Annotated in this window: 13 protein-coding genes; 3 read left to right on the plus strand and 10 right to left on the minus strand. The window is 59.7% G+C overall.

The features are described from left to right. Positions 1-50 precede the first annotated feature (50 nt). From HJB83_RS01540 to HJB83_RS01550, 3 genes are read right to left on the minus strand one after another with little or no spacing between them, the layout of a single operon-like run. Positions 51-1094 (minus strand): ABC transporter permease, encoded by a 1044-nt coding sequence (locus HJB83_RS01540; RefSeq protein ID WP_207585730.1) that lies wholly within the window; start codon positions 1092-1094, stop codon positions 51-53. Continuing rightward, complete coding sequence (locus HJB83_RS01545; RefSeq protein WP_221131209.1) at positions 1094-2611, minus strand: sugar ABC transporter ATP-binding protein; 1518 nt, start codon at positions 2609-2611, stop codon at positions 1094-1096. The genes HJB83_RS01540 and HJB83_RS01545 overlap by 1 nt, the downstream gene beginning before the upstream one ends. Next, on the minus strand, positions 2608-3606 hold the full coding sequence (locus tag HJB83_RS01550) for a LacI family DNA-binding transcriptional regulator (RefSeq protein WP_207585732.1): 999 nt from the start codon (positions 3604-3606) through the stop codon (positions 2608-2610). The genes HJB83_RS01545 and HJB83_RS01550 overlap by 4 nt, the downstream gene beginning before the upstream one ends. 193 nt (positions 3607-3799) lie before the next feature. Here HJB83_RS01550 and HJB83_RS01555 point away from each other — a divergent pair, with 193 nt between their 5' ends. Then, positions 3800-4240 carry an RbsD/FucU family protein gene (locus HJB83_RS01555; RefSeq protein ID WP_207585927.1) on the plus strand — a complete coding sequence of 147 codons (441 nt, stop codon included), beginning with the start codon at positions 3800-3802 and terminating at the stop codon, positions 4238-4240. Between the two features lie 85 nt (positions 4241-4325). On the opposite strand, the gene HJB83_RS01560 is transcribed toward HJB83_RS01555, so the two are convergent. From HJB83_RS01560 to HJB83_RS01590, 7 genes are read right to left on the minus strand one after another with little or no spacing between them, the layout of a single operon-like run. Next, positions 4326-5030: a hypothetical protein gene (locus HJB83_RS01560; protein WP_207585733.1), complete on the minus strand. Its 705-nt coding sequence runs from the start codon at positions 5028-5030 to the stop codon at positions 4326-4328. A gap of 8 nt (positions 5031-5038) precedes the next feature. Beyond that, the gene (locus tag HJB83_RS01565; RefSeq protein ID WP_207585734.1) at positions 5039-6091 is read right to left on the minus strand and encodes an ABC transporter ATP-binding protein; all 1053 of its coding nucleotides are present in this window, start codon (positions 6089-6091) and stop codon (positions 5039-5041) included. 19 nt (positions 6092-6110) lie between these two features. Next, complete coding sequence (locus HJB83_RS01570) at positions 6111-6953, minus strand: carbohydrate ABC transporter permease (RefSeq protein ID WP_207585735.1); 843 nt, start codon at positions 6951-6953, stop codon at positions 6111-6113. After that, a complete protein-coding gene (locus tag HJB83_RS01575; RefSeq protein WP_207585736.1) occupies positions 6943-7875 on the minus strand; it encodes a carbohydrate ABC transporter permease in 933 nt (310 codons plus the stop codon). The genes HJB83_RS01570 and HJB83_RS01575 overlap by 11 nt, the downstream gene beginning before the upstream one ends. A gap of 11 nt (positions 7876-7886) precedes the next feature. Next, on the minus strand, positions 7887-9170 hold the full coding sequence (locus tag HJB83_RS01580; protein WP_207585737.1) for a sugar ABC transporter substrate-binding protein: 1284 nt from the start codon (positions 9168-9170) through the stop codon (positions 7887-7889). Between the two features lie 28 nt (positions 9171-9198). Beyond that, on the minus strand, positions 9199-10800 hold the full coding sequence (locus HJB83_RS01585) for an FAD-dependent oxidoreductase (protein ID WP_221131285.1): 1602 nt from the start codon (positions 10798-10800) through the stop codon (positions 9199-9201). Positions 10801-10813: 13 nt separating this feature from the next. Next, positions 10814-11845: a LacI family DNA-binding transcriptional regulator gene (locus HJB83_RS01590; protein ID WP_221131210.1), complete on the minus strand. Its 1032-nt coding sequence runs from the start codon at positions 11843-11845 to the stop codon at positions 10814-10816. Positions 11846-11969: 124 nt separating this feature from the next. On the opposite strand from HJB83_RS01590, the gene HJB83_RS01595 reads away from it, so the two are divergent. Both HJB83_RS01595 and HJB83_RS01600 read left to right on the plus strand, forming a co-directional pair. Further along, positions 11970-12614 (plus strand): SGNH/GDSL hydrolase family protein, encoded by a 645-nt coding sequence (locus HJB83_RS01595; RefSeq protein WP_259671243.1) that lies wholly within the window; start codon positions 11970-11972, stop codon positions 12612-12614. A gap of 597 nt (positions 12615-13211) precedes the next feature. Further along, positions 13212-15254 (plus strand): SPFH domain-containing protein, encoded by a 2043-nt coding sequence (locus tag HJB83_RS01600; RefSeq protein WP_207585740.1) that lies wholly within the window; start codon positions 13212-13214, stop codon positions 15252-15254. The last annotated feature ends 178 nt before the right edge of the window (positions 15255-15432 follow it).

Genomic DNA, 15432 nt, shown 5'->3' on the forward strand with positions numbered 1-15432 from the left:
TTTCTCCTCCACATTGGTCCCGGATCCACCCTCCGGAAGATGCCGCCACACTACCTGCCCAATCCTTCGCGGCGACGAACGAGGGATTGAAGGACTGCCGCCAGAACGATAATTGCCGCTGTAGAAAGCAGCTGCATGGCCGGCGTGATGTTGTTGAGCTGAAGAATATTGGCCAAGGCGCCAAGCATGATCGTACCGGCGATCGTTCCGACCATGGAACCCGACCCGCCAAACAGGCTTGTCCCACCAATGACGACAGCCGCGATGGCCGTCAGTTCATATCCGGTGCCATCATTGGCGCTCCCGAAATTGAATTGCCCGGCATGGACGATGCCGGCCAGCGCGGATGCAAAGCCGGTAATGGCGTAAACGGCGATCTTGATTGCCGAGACCGGAACACCTGAAATGCGAGCGGCGCGCTCGTTTCCGCCGACGGCATAGACGTAACGGCCGAATCTAGTCGTGTTCAGCACCAGCGTGGCGATGCAAGCAAAAATCAAAAAGACGATCGTGGCCACCGGAACGACATTGCCGAACAATCGCCCGCCGAGAACCGCAAAGATGGGTGGAGCCAGCCCAGGGCCATCACCATAGGATATATTGATGTACTGATTGCCCGACACGACGAGTGCCAGCCCGCGAGCTGCCTGTAAACCGGCAAGAGTGACGATAAAGGCTTCAAGCCGAAACTTGCTTGAGATCGCTCCCTGGACCAAGCCGAAACAAGTGCCCATCAGCAGCACTGCCAGCACCGTTGTAATCAGTCCAAAACCGCCGGAGACCATCAATGTTGCTGTGACGACGCTCGCAAGACCAAGGGCGGCCCCAACCGAAAGATCGATCCCGGCGGTTATGATCACAAACGTCATTCCGATGGCGATGATGCCGGTTTCCGACACTGCGCGAACGATGTTGGCGATGTTGTCGGGTTGAATGAACAGGATGACCCCATGCCTACGCGGCGAGAATATGATGCCACCGGCAAACACCAGCACAAGGCCGATCAGGCTTTGGAAGCGGACGATCACCGCAAGCGGATCGATGCGCTTTGCCGGTTGAATCGGAGAACTCGACGTAATTTGCTGTTCGGACATCATCCCTCCCTCCCGTTGGCGGCGGCCAGAACGTCGTGTTCGCCCACCCCGCCAGAAAATTCGGCAACGCTGCAGCCATTGCGTAGAACCACTATTCGATCGCATAGGCCAATCAGCTCAGGCATTTCGCTTGAAGCGACAAGGATGCCCAATCCGTCCGAGGCAAATTCGCGCAAGCGGGCGTAAATCTCTCCCTTTGCTCCGACGTCAACACCGCGGGTCGGCTCGTCGAGAAGCAACAAGCTGGGATTGCCCAGCACTTCCTTGGCAAGGACGACCTTCTGCTGGTTGCCGCCAGAAAGAGCACCCACCGCGATCCCGGGATTCTTGGGACGGATGTCGAAATTCCCGAACGAGCTCTTGATCGCATCGTCCTGTCGACGTGCAGACAACAAGCCGTTTGGGGATATTCGGCGAATGATCGACATGACCAGATTGAGGCCGACAGACATACGCAGCATCAGCCCGGCGCCGCGCCGATCGTCGGTTACGAAGGCGAGGCCAGCCCGGCGCGCGGCTGCGATGGATCTAAGCCTTGCCGGTTTGCCGCCAATGGTAACCTCACCCTGCCATCGGCCCGGCACACCTGTCCCGTAAAGAGCGCTAAGAAGCTCCGTTCGCCCTGCACCCATCACGCCAGCCAAACCGACAATTTCACCGCGGTGAACATCCAGGTCGATCTTCGATGGAGCTTGCCAGCCGGGTGACGCCCGGTGCGGGCGGAAAGAGGCCTGCCGCATCCTCAGTAACACGTCGCCGACACGATCCGATCGAGGCGGGTAAAGCTCGTTCAACGGACGGCCGACGAGAAGCTGCACCAGTTGGGCTTGCGGAGCGTTCGGTTCGGTAATGCCGGCGACCTTGCCGTCGCGCATGACCGTCACGCGATGGGCAATCTGCGGCACTTCCTCAAGGCGATGCGAAATATAGACGATACCGACGCCTGATGATGCGAGCCCGCGCATGATATCGAACAATCGATCGACTTCGCCGACAGTCAACGCCGCTGTCGGCTCATCCATAATCAGAGCGCGCGATGCATAGGACAGCGCCTTGACAATGGCGACGACCTGGCGTTGGCCGATAGATAGCTCGCCGACAAGCTGAGCGGGATCGATCGATCGGTCGATTGCTTCCAGCCTTTTGTGCGCTTCGCGCAGCATCGCCTTTCCGTCGAGCATGCCATGGGGATGGACAAGCTCGCGGCCAAGAAAGAGATTGGCCGCGACGCTCAGACTCGGAACGAGATCCAATTCCTGGAAAATCGTTGCAATTCCCGCCGCCTGTGCATCCCGGGGGCTGTGAAATCGGGCGGGTTTGCCATCGATAAAGATCTCTCCCTGGTCCGGCGTGTGTACACCGGACATCAGGTTCATCAACGTCGATTTGCCCGCGCCATTCTCTCCAAGCAGGGCATGGATTTCACCCACTTTAAGATCGAAGTCCACGCCACGCAGCGCTTGAACCCCGCCAAAATGCTTGGTGACCCCTTTCGCCGAAAGAACAACCTGGCTCATGCTGCTTCTCCACACGATTCACGCACCCGCAAAACCGGCGACAGTCGAACGGTCTCGCGGGGGCGGTGCTTGTTGCCGATCCGCGCAATCAGCAAGTCGGCCGCCTTCCTGCCAATCTCATCGCAAGGCTGGGCCATCAGCGTCAGGCGCGGCTCGAAGTAGTCTGCCCATTCGAAATCATCGATCCCGAGCACCGAAATGTCTTCGGGAACGCGCAGTCCCCGTTCCCGAATGGCTCTCATAGCGCCGATCATCGCTAGATTGTTTGAGGCAAGGATTGCTGTCGGTGGCTCCTTCAGTTCCAGCAAGCGGTGCGTCGAAGCGGCGGCGTCAGCCGTGCTGCGGTTGCCGTTGCTGATGAAGGCATGTGGGACCTCTATCCCCCTCTCCGTCATAGCTTCCCGGAAAGCCCTGGTGCGCTCCACGGTCGTCGCAAATCCAGGCTGGCCGAGGATGATCCCAACCCGGTGGTGATGGAGCGTGACGAGGTGATCGACCAGCATGCGAATTGCCGCCGTGTTGTCGGTCCCGACCTGATCGAAACGATCATCGGAGAGCCTGTCGACGAGCACACAGGGAACATCGCATTCAAGGAGGTAGTCCAGCGATTTCTTAGGATCGCCCGAAGCGGCAAGGATAATCCCGTCGACACGGCGGTGGTGCAGATGCCGGACGAGTTCCAGTTCTCGATCCGGATCATCCTGTGTATCGCACAGAAATACGATCAAGCCTCGCTTGGAACACTCGGCTTCGATCGCGCAGATGATGTCGCTGAAGTAAGGGTTCGAAATCGCCGAAATCGCCAGTCCGACCGTGCCCGTCGACGATAATTTGAGAGAGCGTGCAACAGCGTTCGGGATGTATCCGATCTCGTCCACGGCCTCCATGACGAGCTTCGCCTTCTCGGGCGACACGTAGCGCGTCTTGTTGAGAACATGGGAAACCGTGGAGACCGAAACCCCCGCCGCCTTTGCAACTTCGGAAATCGTCGTCATGAGCGCGCTCCGGCGTTCGCCGGCAGCACAACAAGAAAGCGTCTCAAATTTTCCTCCCAGGCGGAATTCCAACCTTAAAAAGGCTCTCCAAGGATCCGCGAATAAGATCAGGCTAGCGCCATCGAAACGTTTGCGCAATCGTTTTTTTCTCGATATTGTCCAATTCGTGATCATCTCTTGGGAGGGAAATGACGTGCTCAAAGGCGTTCCGCCGTTCGTTACGGCCGACTTGTTGTGGGTTATGGCCTCTATGGGTCATGGCGACGAATTGGCCATCGTCGATCGAAACTTCTCGGGCTTTCGGGTGTCGACCCAGACCACCAGCGGAAAGCTTCTCATCTTGGAGGGGGTCGATGCACCGACTGCAGTTGACGGGATCCTCAAGATGATGCCCCTGGACAGATTCGGCGACACGCCGCTGATGCACATGGAGGCCGTCGACGCGCCGGGTGAGTTGCTGGAAGTGCACCGGGACGTCATCACCGTATGCGGTGAGGCAGAAGGGCGCTCGATCGCGAGCCAACCTATCGAGAGGTTTGCTTACTATCCCATTGCGATGCGATCGTTTGCGATCATCCAGACCGCTGAATCGCGCCCCTATGGGAACTTCATCCTGAGGAAGGGCGTGCTCTGAGGGTCAAGCCTCGAGCAGGGCCGGCGATTGGGCTGCGGGCCCCTGAATTTCCATCTGATCCGCATGGGTTGCTTGTCGGCAAGGATTAACTGCCGGCCAAGCGCCTTGCGCTCTCCACGATCGGCCGAACAGCGGCTTCCATGCTTTCCGGCGTCGTGCCGGTGACGATGACGCCGAGCAGCGCCGCAGCGATGCCGGCCGCCTTCAACTTTGGCATATCCTCGGCCGTGAATTTCTTCTGGCTCGGCGCAATGACCGGGATGCCGGCCTTGGCGACAATCGCTCTGTAGCGGGCAAGATCGGTCTCATCGAGCGGCTTGCCGTAGTCCGCGAAGGCAGCAATAGAGGCTTCCATCATCGCGCCCGGAATCTTGAGGATTTTGCGAAATTCCTCCTCGGTGCTCCTTTCGCCGAGCGCCGGCATCGGCCGAAGCTTCGATTGCCAGAGATGGGGCTGCATGTCGCTGATATAGATGTTGAAGCCCTCGAAGCCGAGATCGGCGAGCGCATCCATCTCCTGCGCGCTCGGCACATTCGTCTGCCCGGCCATGACAAGGAGCGGCACGCCCAACGTGGCGAGCTTCTCGAAGAAGGGCCGCTCTTGCGCGAAGCTGCCGAAGGTGGTGCCGGTCGCGCGGTGGTAGGCATTGAGATGCACTTTCAGCGCAAAGGCCCCTGCCCTCAACGCCGCCCTGGCGAGATCGAGGTCATGACGCGCAAGTGAGACGATGACCGGAAAGTCGCCACCTCGCAGCGCCTTGGTGAGTTTGGTTTCAGGATAGGCATCCATGTTGGATCTCAATTCAGCCGCTGGCCATCATCGGCCGCAAAGAGATGGACGGTGGCAAGTTCTGGCCGCACGCGGATCATCGCGCCGGGCGAGAGTGACACGCGCTCGCGGAAAACGCAGGTGACCGTCGTATCGCCGAGTTTCACCGTCACATGCGTTTCCGAACCCATCGGCTCGACCAGGATGATTTCCGCGGGCACGCCCTGCTCGTCGAGGGCGAAATGTTCGGGACGAATGCCGTAAACCGCGTTGCGGCCCCTGAATTCCTCGGCCGCCTCCGGCAGCGGCAGCAGGATACCCGGTGCCGCGAAACCGCCCGAGGTGATTGTGCCGGTCAGGAAATTCATGGCCGGCGACCCGATGAAACCCGCGACGAACTGGTTGGCCGGCCGGTCGTAGAGATCGAGCGGCGCGCCGATCTGCTCAACCCGGCCGCCGTTGAGCACGACGATCTTGTCGGCCATGGTCATCGCCTCCACCTGGTCGTGGGTGACGTAGATGGTCGTGGTTTTGAGTTTCTGGTGCAGGCTCCTGATTTCGCCGCGCATCACGACGCGCAGCTTGGCATCGAGGTTCGACAGCGGCTCGTCGAACAGAAACACCTGCGGATCGCGGACGATCGCTCGGCCCATGGCGACGCGCTGCCGTTGCCCGCCCGAAAGCTGGCGCGGATAACGGTCGAGCAGATGCGACAGCCCAAGGATATCGGCCGCCCAATTCACCCGCTCCTCGATCGCGGCCTTTTTGATGCCGCGATGCTCTAGCGAAAACCCCATATTCGTCGCGACCGTCATATGCGGATAGAGCGCATAATTCTGGAAGACCATGGCGATGTCGCGATCCTTTGGATCGAGCTCGTTCACCACGCGCCGGCCGATGCGGACGTCGCCAGCGGTGATCGTCTCCAACCCGGCGATCATCCGGAGCAAAGTGGACTTGCCGCAACCGGAGGGTCCGACAAGCACGACGAACTCGCCGTCTTCGATTTCGAGGGTGACGTCGTGGATGATGCCCAAGGCACCATAATTCTTTCGGACGCGGGAAAGGGTAACTTCAGCCATCATTCGATTTCCGGGTTCTTCAGCCCTTGAGGCCGGTATGCGCGAGCCCTTCGACGAATTGCTTCTGCGCGATGATGAAGACGATGAGCACGGGAAGCGCCGTCAGCGTCGCGGCGGCGAGCTGGATGTTCCACATGGGACCGCCATAGGCGTCGGTGTATTGGGTAAGCGCCTGCGGCAGGGTGAACTTGTCGGCACTTGAGAGGAACACGATCGGTTCGAGGAATAGGTTCCAGGAATGCAGGAAGGTGAATATCGCGACCGATGCAAGCGCCGGTCTTGCCAGCGGCAGTGCGATCTTCCGAAAAATCTTGAAGCGGCCGAGGCCATCGACGCGCGCCGCTTCCTCCAGCTCCGCCGGCAGTGTCACGAAAAACTGCCGCATCACGAAGGTGGCGAAAACGCTCGGCGCTCCGAAGATCGGCACGAGGATCAACGGCCAGTGGGTGTTTACCATGCCCGCCTTCAGGAACATCTGGAAGAGCGGCACAATCGTCACTTCCGACGGAATGAGAAGGCCGAGCAATACGATCATGAAGATCGCGTTGGCGAAGGGAAATCTGATGCGCGCGAAAGCGTAGCCCGCCATCGAGGAGACGACCATGGTGCCAACCGTCACAACCCCGGCGATATAGGCCGAGTTCCAATATTGCGTCACGAAGGGCTGCAATTCGAACACCTTGCTGTAGGTCGTCCAGTCGTAGCTCTCCGGGATGAGACGCGGCGGAAAAGCGAAGATATCGCTGATCGGCTTCACCGAGGATGTCACCATCCACCAGGTCGGGAAGACGAAGGGGATTAGCAGCACGCACATCAGCCCGTAGACAAACGTTTTCAGTCGCGGAGAGAGATCAGCTTTCATAGAAGACAATCCTCTTGCGCATCTGCCATTGGGCAAAGGTCAGGGCGGCGACGATGACGAAGAGCAAGATCGACAGCGTCGAGCCGTAGCCGAAGAGATGGAACTGGAAGGCCTGCTGATAGAGGTAATAGACCAGCACCGTCGTCGATATTCCCGGTCCACCCTGGGTCAGAACGGCAATCTGCGCGAAAACCTGCAGCGACCCGACGATGGTGATGATCGAGGTCAAGAGGATGGTCGGGCTGATCAACGGCAGGGTGATGCGACGGAACTGCTTGAAGCGCGGCGCACCGTCGATGCGGGCGGCCTCGTAGAGTTCGTTCGGCACGCCCTGCAGGGCCGCCAGGAACAGGATCATGTTGAGGCCGACATTCTTGAAAACCTGCACGACGATCACTGAGATCATCGCGGTCGTTTCCTCACGCAGCCAGTTCGGCCCTTCGATACCGACGAGCTGCAACATGCCGTTGATGCCGCCGTTCTTCTGCAAAAGGAAACCCCAGACGATCGTCCACGCGACCAGCGACACCACGACCGGCGAGAAGAACAGCGTGCGGAAGATGGTGATGCCGGCGAGCTTCTGGTTGAGAAGCACCGCGAGCAGCAACGCCAGCGCCATGTTGAGGATCACCAGCCCGGCAGAAAAGATCGCGGTCGCGCCCAGCACTTCGAGGAGGTTCGTGTCCTCGATCAGCATCTGATAGTTCTGCGTGCCGGTATAGGTGAAGGTATTGGCGAGCACGTTCCACTCGTGGAGCGAATACCAGAAGACAAGCCCGAGCGGGATCAGCACGAACCCAATGATGCCGATCAGCTGCGGGGCGATGAAAAGGAAACCGGCGAGGCTGTCGCGCCGTCCGATCGTCCAGAAGGGCGATGAGGCACGGCCTTCCGAGCGTATATGATCCCGTGCGACAGCCATCACCTTACCTCTTAGCGCTTCAGCAGTGGGCCGATCTGGCCGCAGATCTTCTGGAGCGTGCCGGGAATATCGGCATCCGGACGCCAGACGGCATCAAGCCCGGAGCGCACCGCCTGCTGGATTTGTGCAAAGCCGGTATGACCGGGAATGACCTTGCCGGTGGCGATGCCGGAGATGACAACCTTGCCGATCTGCTCCTGGCTGAGCAGCGGGTTGGTCTTCTTGAGCACATCTGCGTTCAGCAGCGACTTGCGGGCCGAGGGGAAGAACTGGCTGAGTTTGGCCGAGTTTTCCGGATTGGTCATATAGGCGACGAATTCGGCGGCGGTGTTGGCATTCTTGCCGGCCTGCATGACGCCGACGCCGGCCTGACCGATCAGCGAATATTCGCCGGCCGGCCCCTTCGGCAGCGGCACCAGATCCCAAGAGAACGGCTTGTCCTTCGGGAGGAGCGAGGCGCGGCTGATCTGAGTGATGGTCATCGCCGCATTGCCGGCAAAGAAATCGACGTTTTCGCCGGGACCCGGGATCGCCTTCTTCTTGAAGATCGCGTCGTGGATGAAAGTCAGCGCATCGACCATGGGTTTTTCGGTGATCGTGCAGGTCTTGCCATCCGCGCTCCAGGGCGAAGCGCCCCAGCCGTTCCAGACCGAAGCGAGATTCTGCCAGATCTGGTAATTGAAGTCGCGCACGATCAAGCCGCCCTTGCCCGGCACCTTATCCCCTTGGCCGACGGCCGAGGCCGTGGCGATCACGTTATCCCAGGTCCATTGCCCGGCGGCAATCATCTCGGCCGGCGTCTTGGCGCCAGCCGCCTTGATGACGTCGTTGTTGACGAACATCGCAAACGGCGAGGTTGAAAATGGATAGGCGTAAAGCTTGCCATCCTTGGTCCAGCGTTCGGCCGCCGTGGGGATCAGTTCTTCGGCATTGTAGCCCTTGGTCGCCTTCAACACATCGGTAAGCGGGTAAAGCGCGCCGGAGTTGACGAAGTCGTAGGCTGCGGTCTCGAAAATCCAGGCCATATCAGGCGCATTGCCGCCGGCGATCTGGGTGGTCAGCGCGGTCGTGTAGGTGTCGAACGGCAGCGACTCATAAGTCACCTTCACATTCGGATGATCCTTGGAAAAGCCCGCGGCGATCTCGTTGAAGAGCTTCAGATGCGCCTCGTTGGCGCTCCAGATCGTCATGCGCAGGTTGATCGCATCTTCGGCATTGGCGATGCCATGCCATGCGAATGGCGCGGCGAGCGCCAATGCCGCGACGGCCGATCTCAGGGTCCTGTGATAGTTCATTCCCGTTCCTCCTCCAAAGATGGGTTAATCAGTATGCCGAGACGTCCGGCCAGCGCATTTCGATGCCTTCGCGCCTAAGCTCCCGCTGGAAATCGTGGAGTTGCTCATCGTTTTCCTGAACCTGGTGCGGCGTAAGCCCCTTCTCCAGGCAATGGGCTGCCAGCATGCCGGCAGCTTCGCCGATGTTCCATTCGACAGGGTGCAAGCGGTAGCAGCCATTGGTGATGTGGGTGGTGCCGATGTTCTTGCCGGCGGCAATGAGATTCTTCATTCGCTGCGGCAGGAGTGAACCAAGCGGGATCTCGAACGGGCAGGACGGCACGTCGATATAGTTGTCGCCGCCGGTCGAGGGGTGAAGGTCGATGCGGTACATGCCGATGCCGACGCTATCGCGGTAGTTGACCGCGCCCTTTGTGCCGCGCACCGAATAAGACAGGTCCTGCTCTACAATGCGAGTGACCGGCTTGATGCGGCGGCTTTCGCGGATATAGGGCGCCATGGCAAGACCATGTTCCGTGCCGGCAATGTCGCCGCGAAGTCGGAGACCGCGGTAGCCCTGGCCGCCGTCGAAACGAGGCGCTTCCGTCTGCAGCCAGTAGAAGACCGAATAGGAAAGGTCGGCTGCCGACTTCAGGTGCTGTGCTTTTTCCTCTTCCGATACGTCGATAATCGTGCCGTCCATGTAGTCGATCATCGGCCAGTTCACAAAGCAGATGTCCGACTGGTAGAAACCGGGCTGGAAGTTGCGCCGGGCTGCGATGCGACGAAAGAGCCAGAGGTTTTCGTCGCCACCGCCCTTGCGCTGGTCGGCATCGACGGCCAGCGGATCATCGTCAACATTAGGCGTGAAGGAGCGTGTCGTGAATTCCAGCGTGCGCGGATGCGGCGCGGTGAAGCCGAGCAGCGGCCCGCCCCAGAAATGCGGCTGGTATTCGCGCCAATAGTCGTAGTTTTCCGGCTTGTCGATCGTCTGGTCGCCATCCACGCAATCGACCGCGAAACAGACCGACACGGCTTGAACGTTATCCGGCTGGGCTTCAGGCGGCGCGCTCGGTTCGCGGGTGTCGGATTGCGCCTCGAAACCCTTCACATACTCCGTCTCGGTCATCGGCAAGAGGTCGCCGAGTTCGGTGGCGTCGAGGATATAAGCTGCGGAAATGGTGATCTCCAGATCCGTGTCGCGGTGACGGACGGTGACGGAACGAACCATATCACCATCGACATCGGCCCCGACCGGACGGTAGGGCTGCAGCAACTTCAGGCGGCCGGCACCCCGATAGGGCATCAACATGGCTTCCATCACCGCCAGGCTGACCCGCGGTTCAGCGCAGATGCGGCTGACCCAGCCGGCGCCGGGATTGAGGTCGCCCCAGGCGCGCGCGCCTTCGGTAAGCGGATAGTTGTCGCGGTAATATTGGCGGATGCCGTTGCGCAGCTTGCGATACGAGCGAGTGATGCCAAACTGCTCGACCCAGCTATGCTCGTCCGACGGCACGCCCTGGCTGGTCGACTGACCACCGATCCAGTCGAATTCCTCGGTCATGATGACACTGCGGCCAGCCCGGCAGGCGCCAAGCGCAGCCGCCACGCCACCGAGACCACCGCCGACAATCAGGATATCCGCTTGCATTTCTTTCACGTTCTCAATTCCGTTTCTTTGCGGGTCCGAGGGTTTCGCCCTCGACCGGTTCACACGTCAGAAGAACTTGCTCAATCGGGATCGCCCCCTCGATGCGACGCACCAGCATGGCGGTCGCCTGCCGCCCCATCTCTTCGCGAGGAATATTGAAGGAGGTGAACTGCACATGGCTGCGTCCGGCCCGCACGTGGCGGCCGAGCACGACAGCGGAAAAATCATCCGGTACCGACAACCCTCGCTCGCGGGCCACCGCCTCGACCCGCACCGCGTCCGCCAGTTCGACGAAGAAGACGGCGGTTGCGCCACAGGTAAGGATGGTATCGAGAATTTCGCCGGCCGACCTGCCGACATCATCGACATGCAAGACCAACTCGGCGCCCTCGGCAACCGCCGCGGCAAAGCCGTGCCAGCGGTCGACAACGGATTCGGCCGATCCGTTAGGGCCGACATAGGCCAGCTTCTCATGTCCGAGCGCCCTCGCCTTTTCGACCAGCGCACGGGTGCCGGTCGCGTAGTCGCCGCCAACATAAGGAACGGGTCCGCCAGCGTCCTCGCGTCGGCCGATCGCCACGAAGGGATAGTCGCCGGAAACCAGGCGCTTGAGTTCCGCGCGGTCGAATTCGCGGCCGAGCACGAGGCAGCCGTCGGCAATTCTCAACCGGTTGCCGTCGGCAAAAATCTTGCGGTCGTTGCCGACTCCGGCGCCGGTCAGAAGCAACAGGTCGTAGTTCTGCGCCTGCGCCTCTTCCTCAATGCCGAGCAGGAAAGGCGTGAAGAAGTCTGCCTGTTCGCTCGGGAAAGCCGGTTCATAGGTGAAGACGCCGAGGATACGGTTGAGGCCTTTGGCCATCCGTCGGGCGATCGGGTCCGCAACGTAACCAGTCGTGCGAATGACCTGTTGGACGCGCTCGCGGGTTTCCTGCGGGATACGCGCAAGCGCGGTCGGCGCGCCATTCAGCACAAGCGAAACGGTTGCCTGACTGACGCCCGCAAGCTTGGCAATATCATGCTGAGTCAAGCGCTTAGGACTTGCCACGCAGTGTTCTCCCGATCCACTCTTGACTGTTAATACGTATTAGCAGCTAATACGTATTAACAGGATGAGGACGGCGGCTGTCAAGCGCGAAAATTTGGGGAGATCGGTGGGTTTTGGAGAGCATTTGAGATCGCTTGGAATTTCCGGCATGCGCGTGTTTGGCGACAGCATCACCGCTGGCTTCAACGCCAGCCAGCCGCACCTTGCCTGGCCGGCTTTGTTTGCCGAGGCAGTCGACTGTCTCCCGATCCGCAACCACGCCATCCCCGGCACCGTGCTGCAAGGATCTCAGCTGGCGGACGGAAACCCGCGACCGGACAATGGCATCGGCCGTTTCGAGAAAGTGCTTCTGGATGCGCCGCACCGTGATGCGATCCTCATCTTGTACGGCTATAACGACGCCCGTTATACCGCCGCTCCCGACACAATGAACGTCCGAAACTTCAGCCGCGACTACGCGACGATGCTGGAAAAGTTGATCGCGGCGGGGCACGCGGAACGGCTGGCGATCGGCAGCCCACCCTACCTCCCGGATGCCGGGTTCTTAGTCGGCAGCACCGGCTTCACGAGCCAGACGCGCATGGGTTTCGAAGGGTATGTCGAAGTCGTGCGCAAGCTGGCGCGACGCTTCTCGCTCTTCTATGCACCTGTCTACGAAAACATGAAGGCGCACGGCGATGGCGACCTGACCTCCGCCGATATGGTCCATCGGAACGATGCCGGACATCGCGCGATCTTCGACGCCTTTACAAATGCGGATCGGTCATAGCGCATCAAGCAAGGGCAGCACGGTCTCTGTCTGGAGCGCGACCAAGCGCGACGCATGCCGCTGATCGGGGGATCGAGAAGCCGGAACCGAATTTCGATTTCTTGAGTTATCGAAGAAACCAAAAGCCCCTTTATTTATGTGGATTTCGAGAGCCAGGTATAATTTAGAAGAATTGAATGCTCGAAATACCAAAATCGTCGGAAGTACTTATCCGATTTCCGCATTGGACGTCTTTAAACCTATAGGCGCAATCATTACGTCGTCCATCGTCATGTCTATCAAGGCGACACCGATGTGAGAGCATTCACGACCACGCCGCCCCTCATTGGGGACTTGGGACGCGAGGTCATTTTTCCCAGACAATGAGCAGCCCAAGCGTTCGATGCACCTTTACTGCATAATTCCTTAGATCGGAATCGATCCAAGGACAAAATTATGCAGCAATTCAAAGTGCTACAACGTCCTTTGCGCGTCGGAAAAGACGCGCGGCGCTGTAGTGCCTCGAGCAAATAGGCGCGCCATCTCCCCGTCTTATCAACCAACACCAACCGGGCGGCCATCGGGTGGACGAACCCGTGCGCCCATACGAGAGAAAAGATGGAAAACCTGCAATATCTTGGTCCGATGGGGTGGAAGGCGATCGAAATCGCCGTCCCGATCATCGTGGTGGCAATCCTGTTCCGGTGGAGCGGCGTGATCCGCTATATCCCCAACGACAGGCTCGGCATTCTCGAAAAGCTATGGAGTTTTCGCGGCTCCGTTGAGAATGGCTTCATTGCGCTCTACGGTGAGGCCGGCTTCCAGCCGGAAGTCGTGCGCGGCGGCCTGCATTTCTTCATGCCGTTCCAATATTCGATGCATCGCGCCAATCTCGTAACCATTCCGCAGGGCCAGATCGGCTATGTCTTCGCCCGTGACGGCGAGCCGTTGCCGCCGACCCAGACGCTTGCTTCGAATATCGAAGCCGGTGATTTTCAGGATGTGCGCGGCTTTCTCACAAAGGGCGGCCAGAAGGGGCCACAACGCAAGATCCTGCGCGAAGGCACCTATGCCATTAATCTCGTGCAGTTCATCGTGCTGACCGCACAATCGAACTACGCCGTCAACCTGAACGCGTCGGAACAAAGACTGTTTGCCGACATGTCGACGCTGATTAGCGAGCGGAATGGCTTCGAGCCCGTCGTCATTCACGACGCCGAGGACCTGATCGGCATCGTCACCATCCATGACGGTCCGGCGCTGCCGGATGGCGAGATCATTGCGCCGACTGTTGCCAACAACCCAAAGGATCCGAACTTCCACAATAATTTTCAGGATCCGGAGAAGTTTCTCAATGCCGGCGGTTATCGCGGCCGGCAATTGCAGGTGCTTGCCGATGGCAGTTATTTCCTCAACCGCATCTTCGCGACCGTCGAACTTGTGGAGAAGACGATCATCGACGTTGGCACGGTGGGTGTCGTCGTCTCCTATACCGGCCGGCGAAGCGCCGATATTTCCGGCCAATCCTATCGTCATGGCGAATTGGTCGAGACAGGCGCACGCGGTGTCTGGTCGACGCCGCTTCTGCCGGGCAAATATGCGTTCAATACCTTTGCCGGCAATATCATCATCGTGCCAACCACCAACTTCGTGCTGAAGTGGACGAAGGAACAGTTCGGCGAGCACAGGCTGGATGAGAATCTTTCCGAAGTATCGCTGATCACCAAGGACGCGTTCGAACCCGTGCTGCCGCTCTCGGTCGTCGTGCATATCGATTATATGAAGGCGCCCCTCGTCGTGCAGCGTTTCGGCGATATCAAACGGCTGGTCGAACAGACGCTCGATCCGATGGTCTCGGCCTATTTCAAGAATATCGCCCAGACCAAGACATTGATCGAACTGCTGCAGGAACGCAGCGAAATCCAGCGCAAATCCGGCGACGAAATGCGCGAGAAGTTTACCTCCTACAGCCTCGAACTGCAGGAAGTGCTGATCGGTACGCCGCGGGCCAACAATGGCCAGAACAGCATCGAGCAGATCCTGATCCAGCTGCGCGAACGTCAGATCGCCGTTGAAAAGGTCGAGACCTATAAGTTGCAGGAAGCCGCGGCGGTCCAGGAGCGCACATTGCGCGAGAAGGAAGCGCTGGCCGAACAGCAGGCCAAGATCACGACATCAGCACTCACCATCGAGATCAGCGAGAACGAAGGCAAGGCGCAACTCGCCCGCACCCGTCAGCAGGCAGAGACCATTCAGGTCACAGCCAAGGCCGAAGCTGAGAAGGTGCGCCTCGCCGGCCTCGGCGAAGCCGACCGGATCAAGGCCATCGCGCTTGCCGATGCCGAACGCATCAAGGCGACCGGTTTTGCCGATGCCCAAAAGGTGCGCGCCATCGGCTTGGCGGAAGCCGAGGCGACGGAGAAGAAGGTCGCGGCCTTCGGTGGACCGGACTATCAGCTCCACTCGCAAGTCCTCATGCGGTTTGCCGAAGCAATCGAAAACGGCAGGCTGCCGCTCGTGCCGCAGATTCAGGTCGGCGGTGGCGGCGAAAAGGGCGCCACCAATGGTCTCGTCGAAATGATGCTGTCGATGCTGGTCGCCGATCGGCTTGGACGGCCGGCTTCACCGGCTGCGGTGCCGACGCCGATCGAGCAGCAGTGATTGTGGATGGGCCGGCAATGCCGGCCCATTTTGCCGCCGCCCGACCAAAAGGCTGCGATCGCGACGAGACCACTGCCGTCATGGCCATCGACGCTCGCTGCACATTCTCACCTTTTACTGCCAAGCGACAACAATCGCGCGTTTATCTGTCAGCCGGCAGCTGCTACACCGTCCTATC

It is taken from the genome of Rhizobium sp. NZLR11 (assembly GCF_019685115.1).
GTDB lineage: Bacteria > Pseudomonadota > Alphaproteobacteria > Rhizobiales > Rhizobiaceae > Rhizobium.

Coding starts and splice junctions, on each gene's coding strand:
- HJB83_RS01540 (WP_207585730.1), bottom strand. CDS start 1,094: ATGTCCGAACAGCAAATTACGTCGAGTTCTCCGATTCAACCGGCAAAG.
- HJB83_RS01545 (WP_221131209.1), bottom strand. CDS start 2,611: ATGAGCCAGGTTGTTCTTTCGGCGAAAGGGGTCACCAAGCATTTTGGC.
- HJB83_RS01550 (WP_207585732.1), bottom strand. CDS start 3,606: ATGACGACGATTTCCGAAGTTGCAAAGGCGGCGGGGGTTTCGGTCTCC.
- HJB83_RS01560 (WP_207585733.1), bottom strand. CDS start 5,030: ATGGATGCCTATCCTGAAACCAAACTCACCAAGGCGCTGCGAGGTGGC.
- HJB83_RS01565 (WP_207585734.1), bottom strand. CDS start 6,091: ATGGCTGAAGTTACCCTTTCCCGCGTCCGAAAGAATTATGGTGCCTTG.
- HJB83_RS01570 (WP_207585735.1), bottom strand. CDS start 6,953: ATGAAAGCTGATCTCTCTCCGCGACTGAAAACGTTTGTCTACGGGCTG.
- HJB83_RS01575 (WP_207585736.1), bottom strand. CDS start 7,875: ATGGCTGTCGCACGGGATCATATACGCTCGGAAGGCCGTGCCTCATCG.
- HJB83_RS01580 (WP_207585737.1), bottom strand. CDS start 9,170: ATGAACTATCACAGGACCCTGAGATCGGCCGTCGCGGCATTGGCGCTC.
- HJB83_RS01585 (WP_221131285.1), bottom strand. CDS start 10,800: ATGCAAGCGGATATCCTGATTGTCGGCGGTGGTCTCGGTGGCGTGGCG.
- HJB83_RS01600 (WP_207585740.1), top strand. CDS start 13,212: ATGGAAAACCTGCAATATCTTGGTCCGATGGGGTGGAAGGCGATCGAA.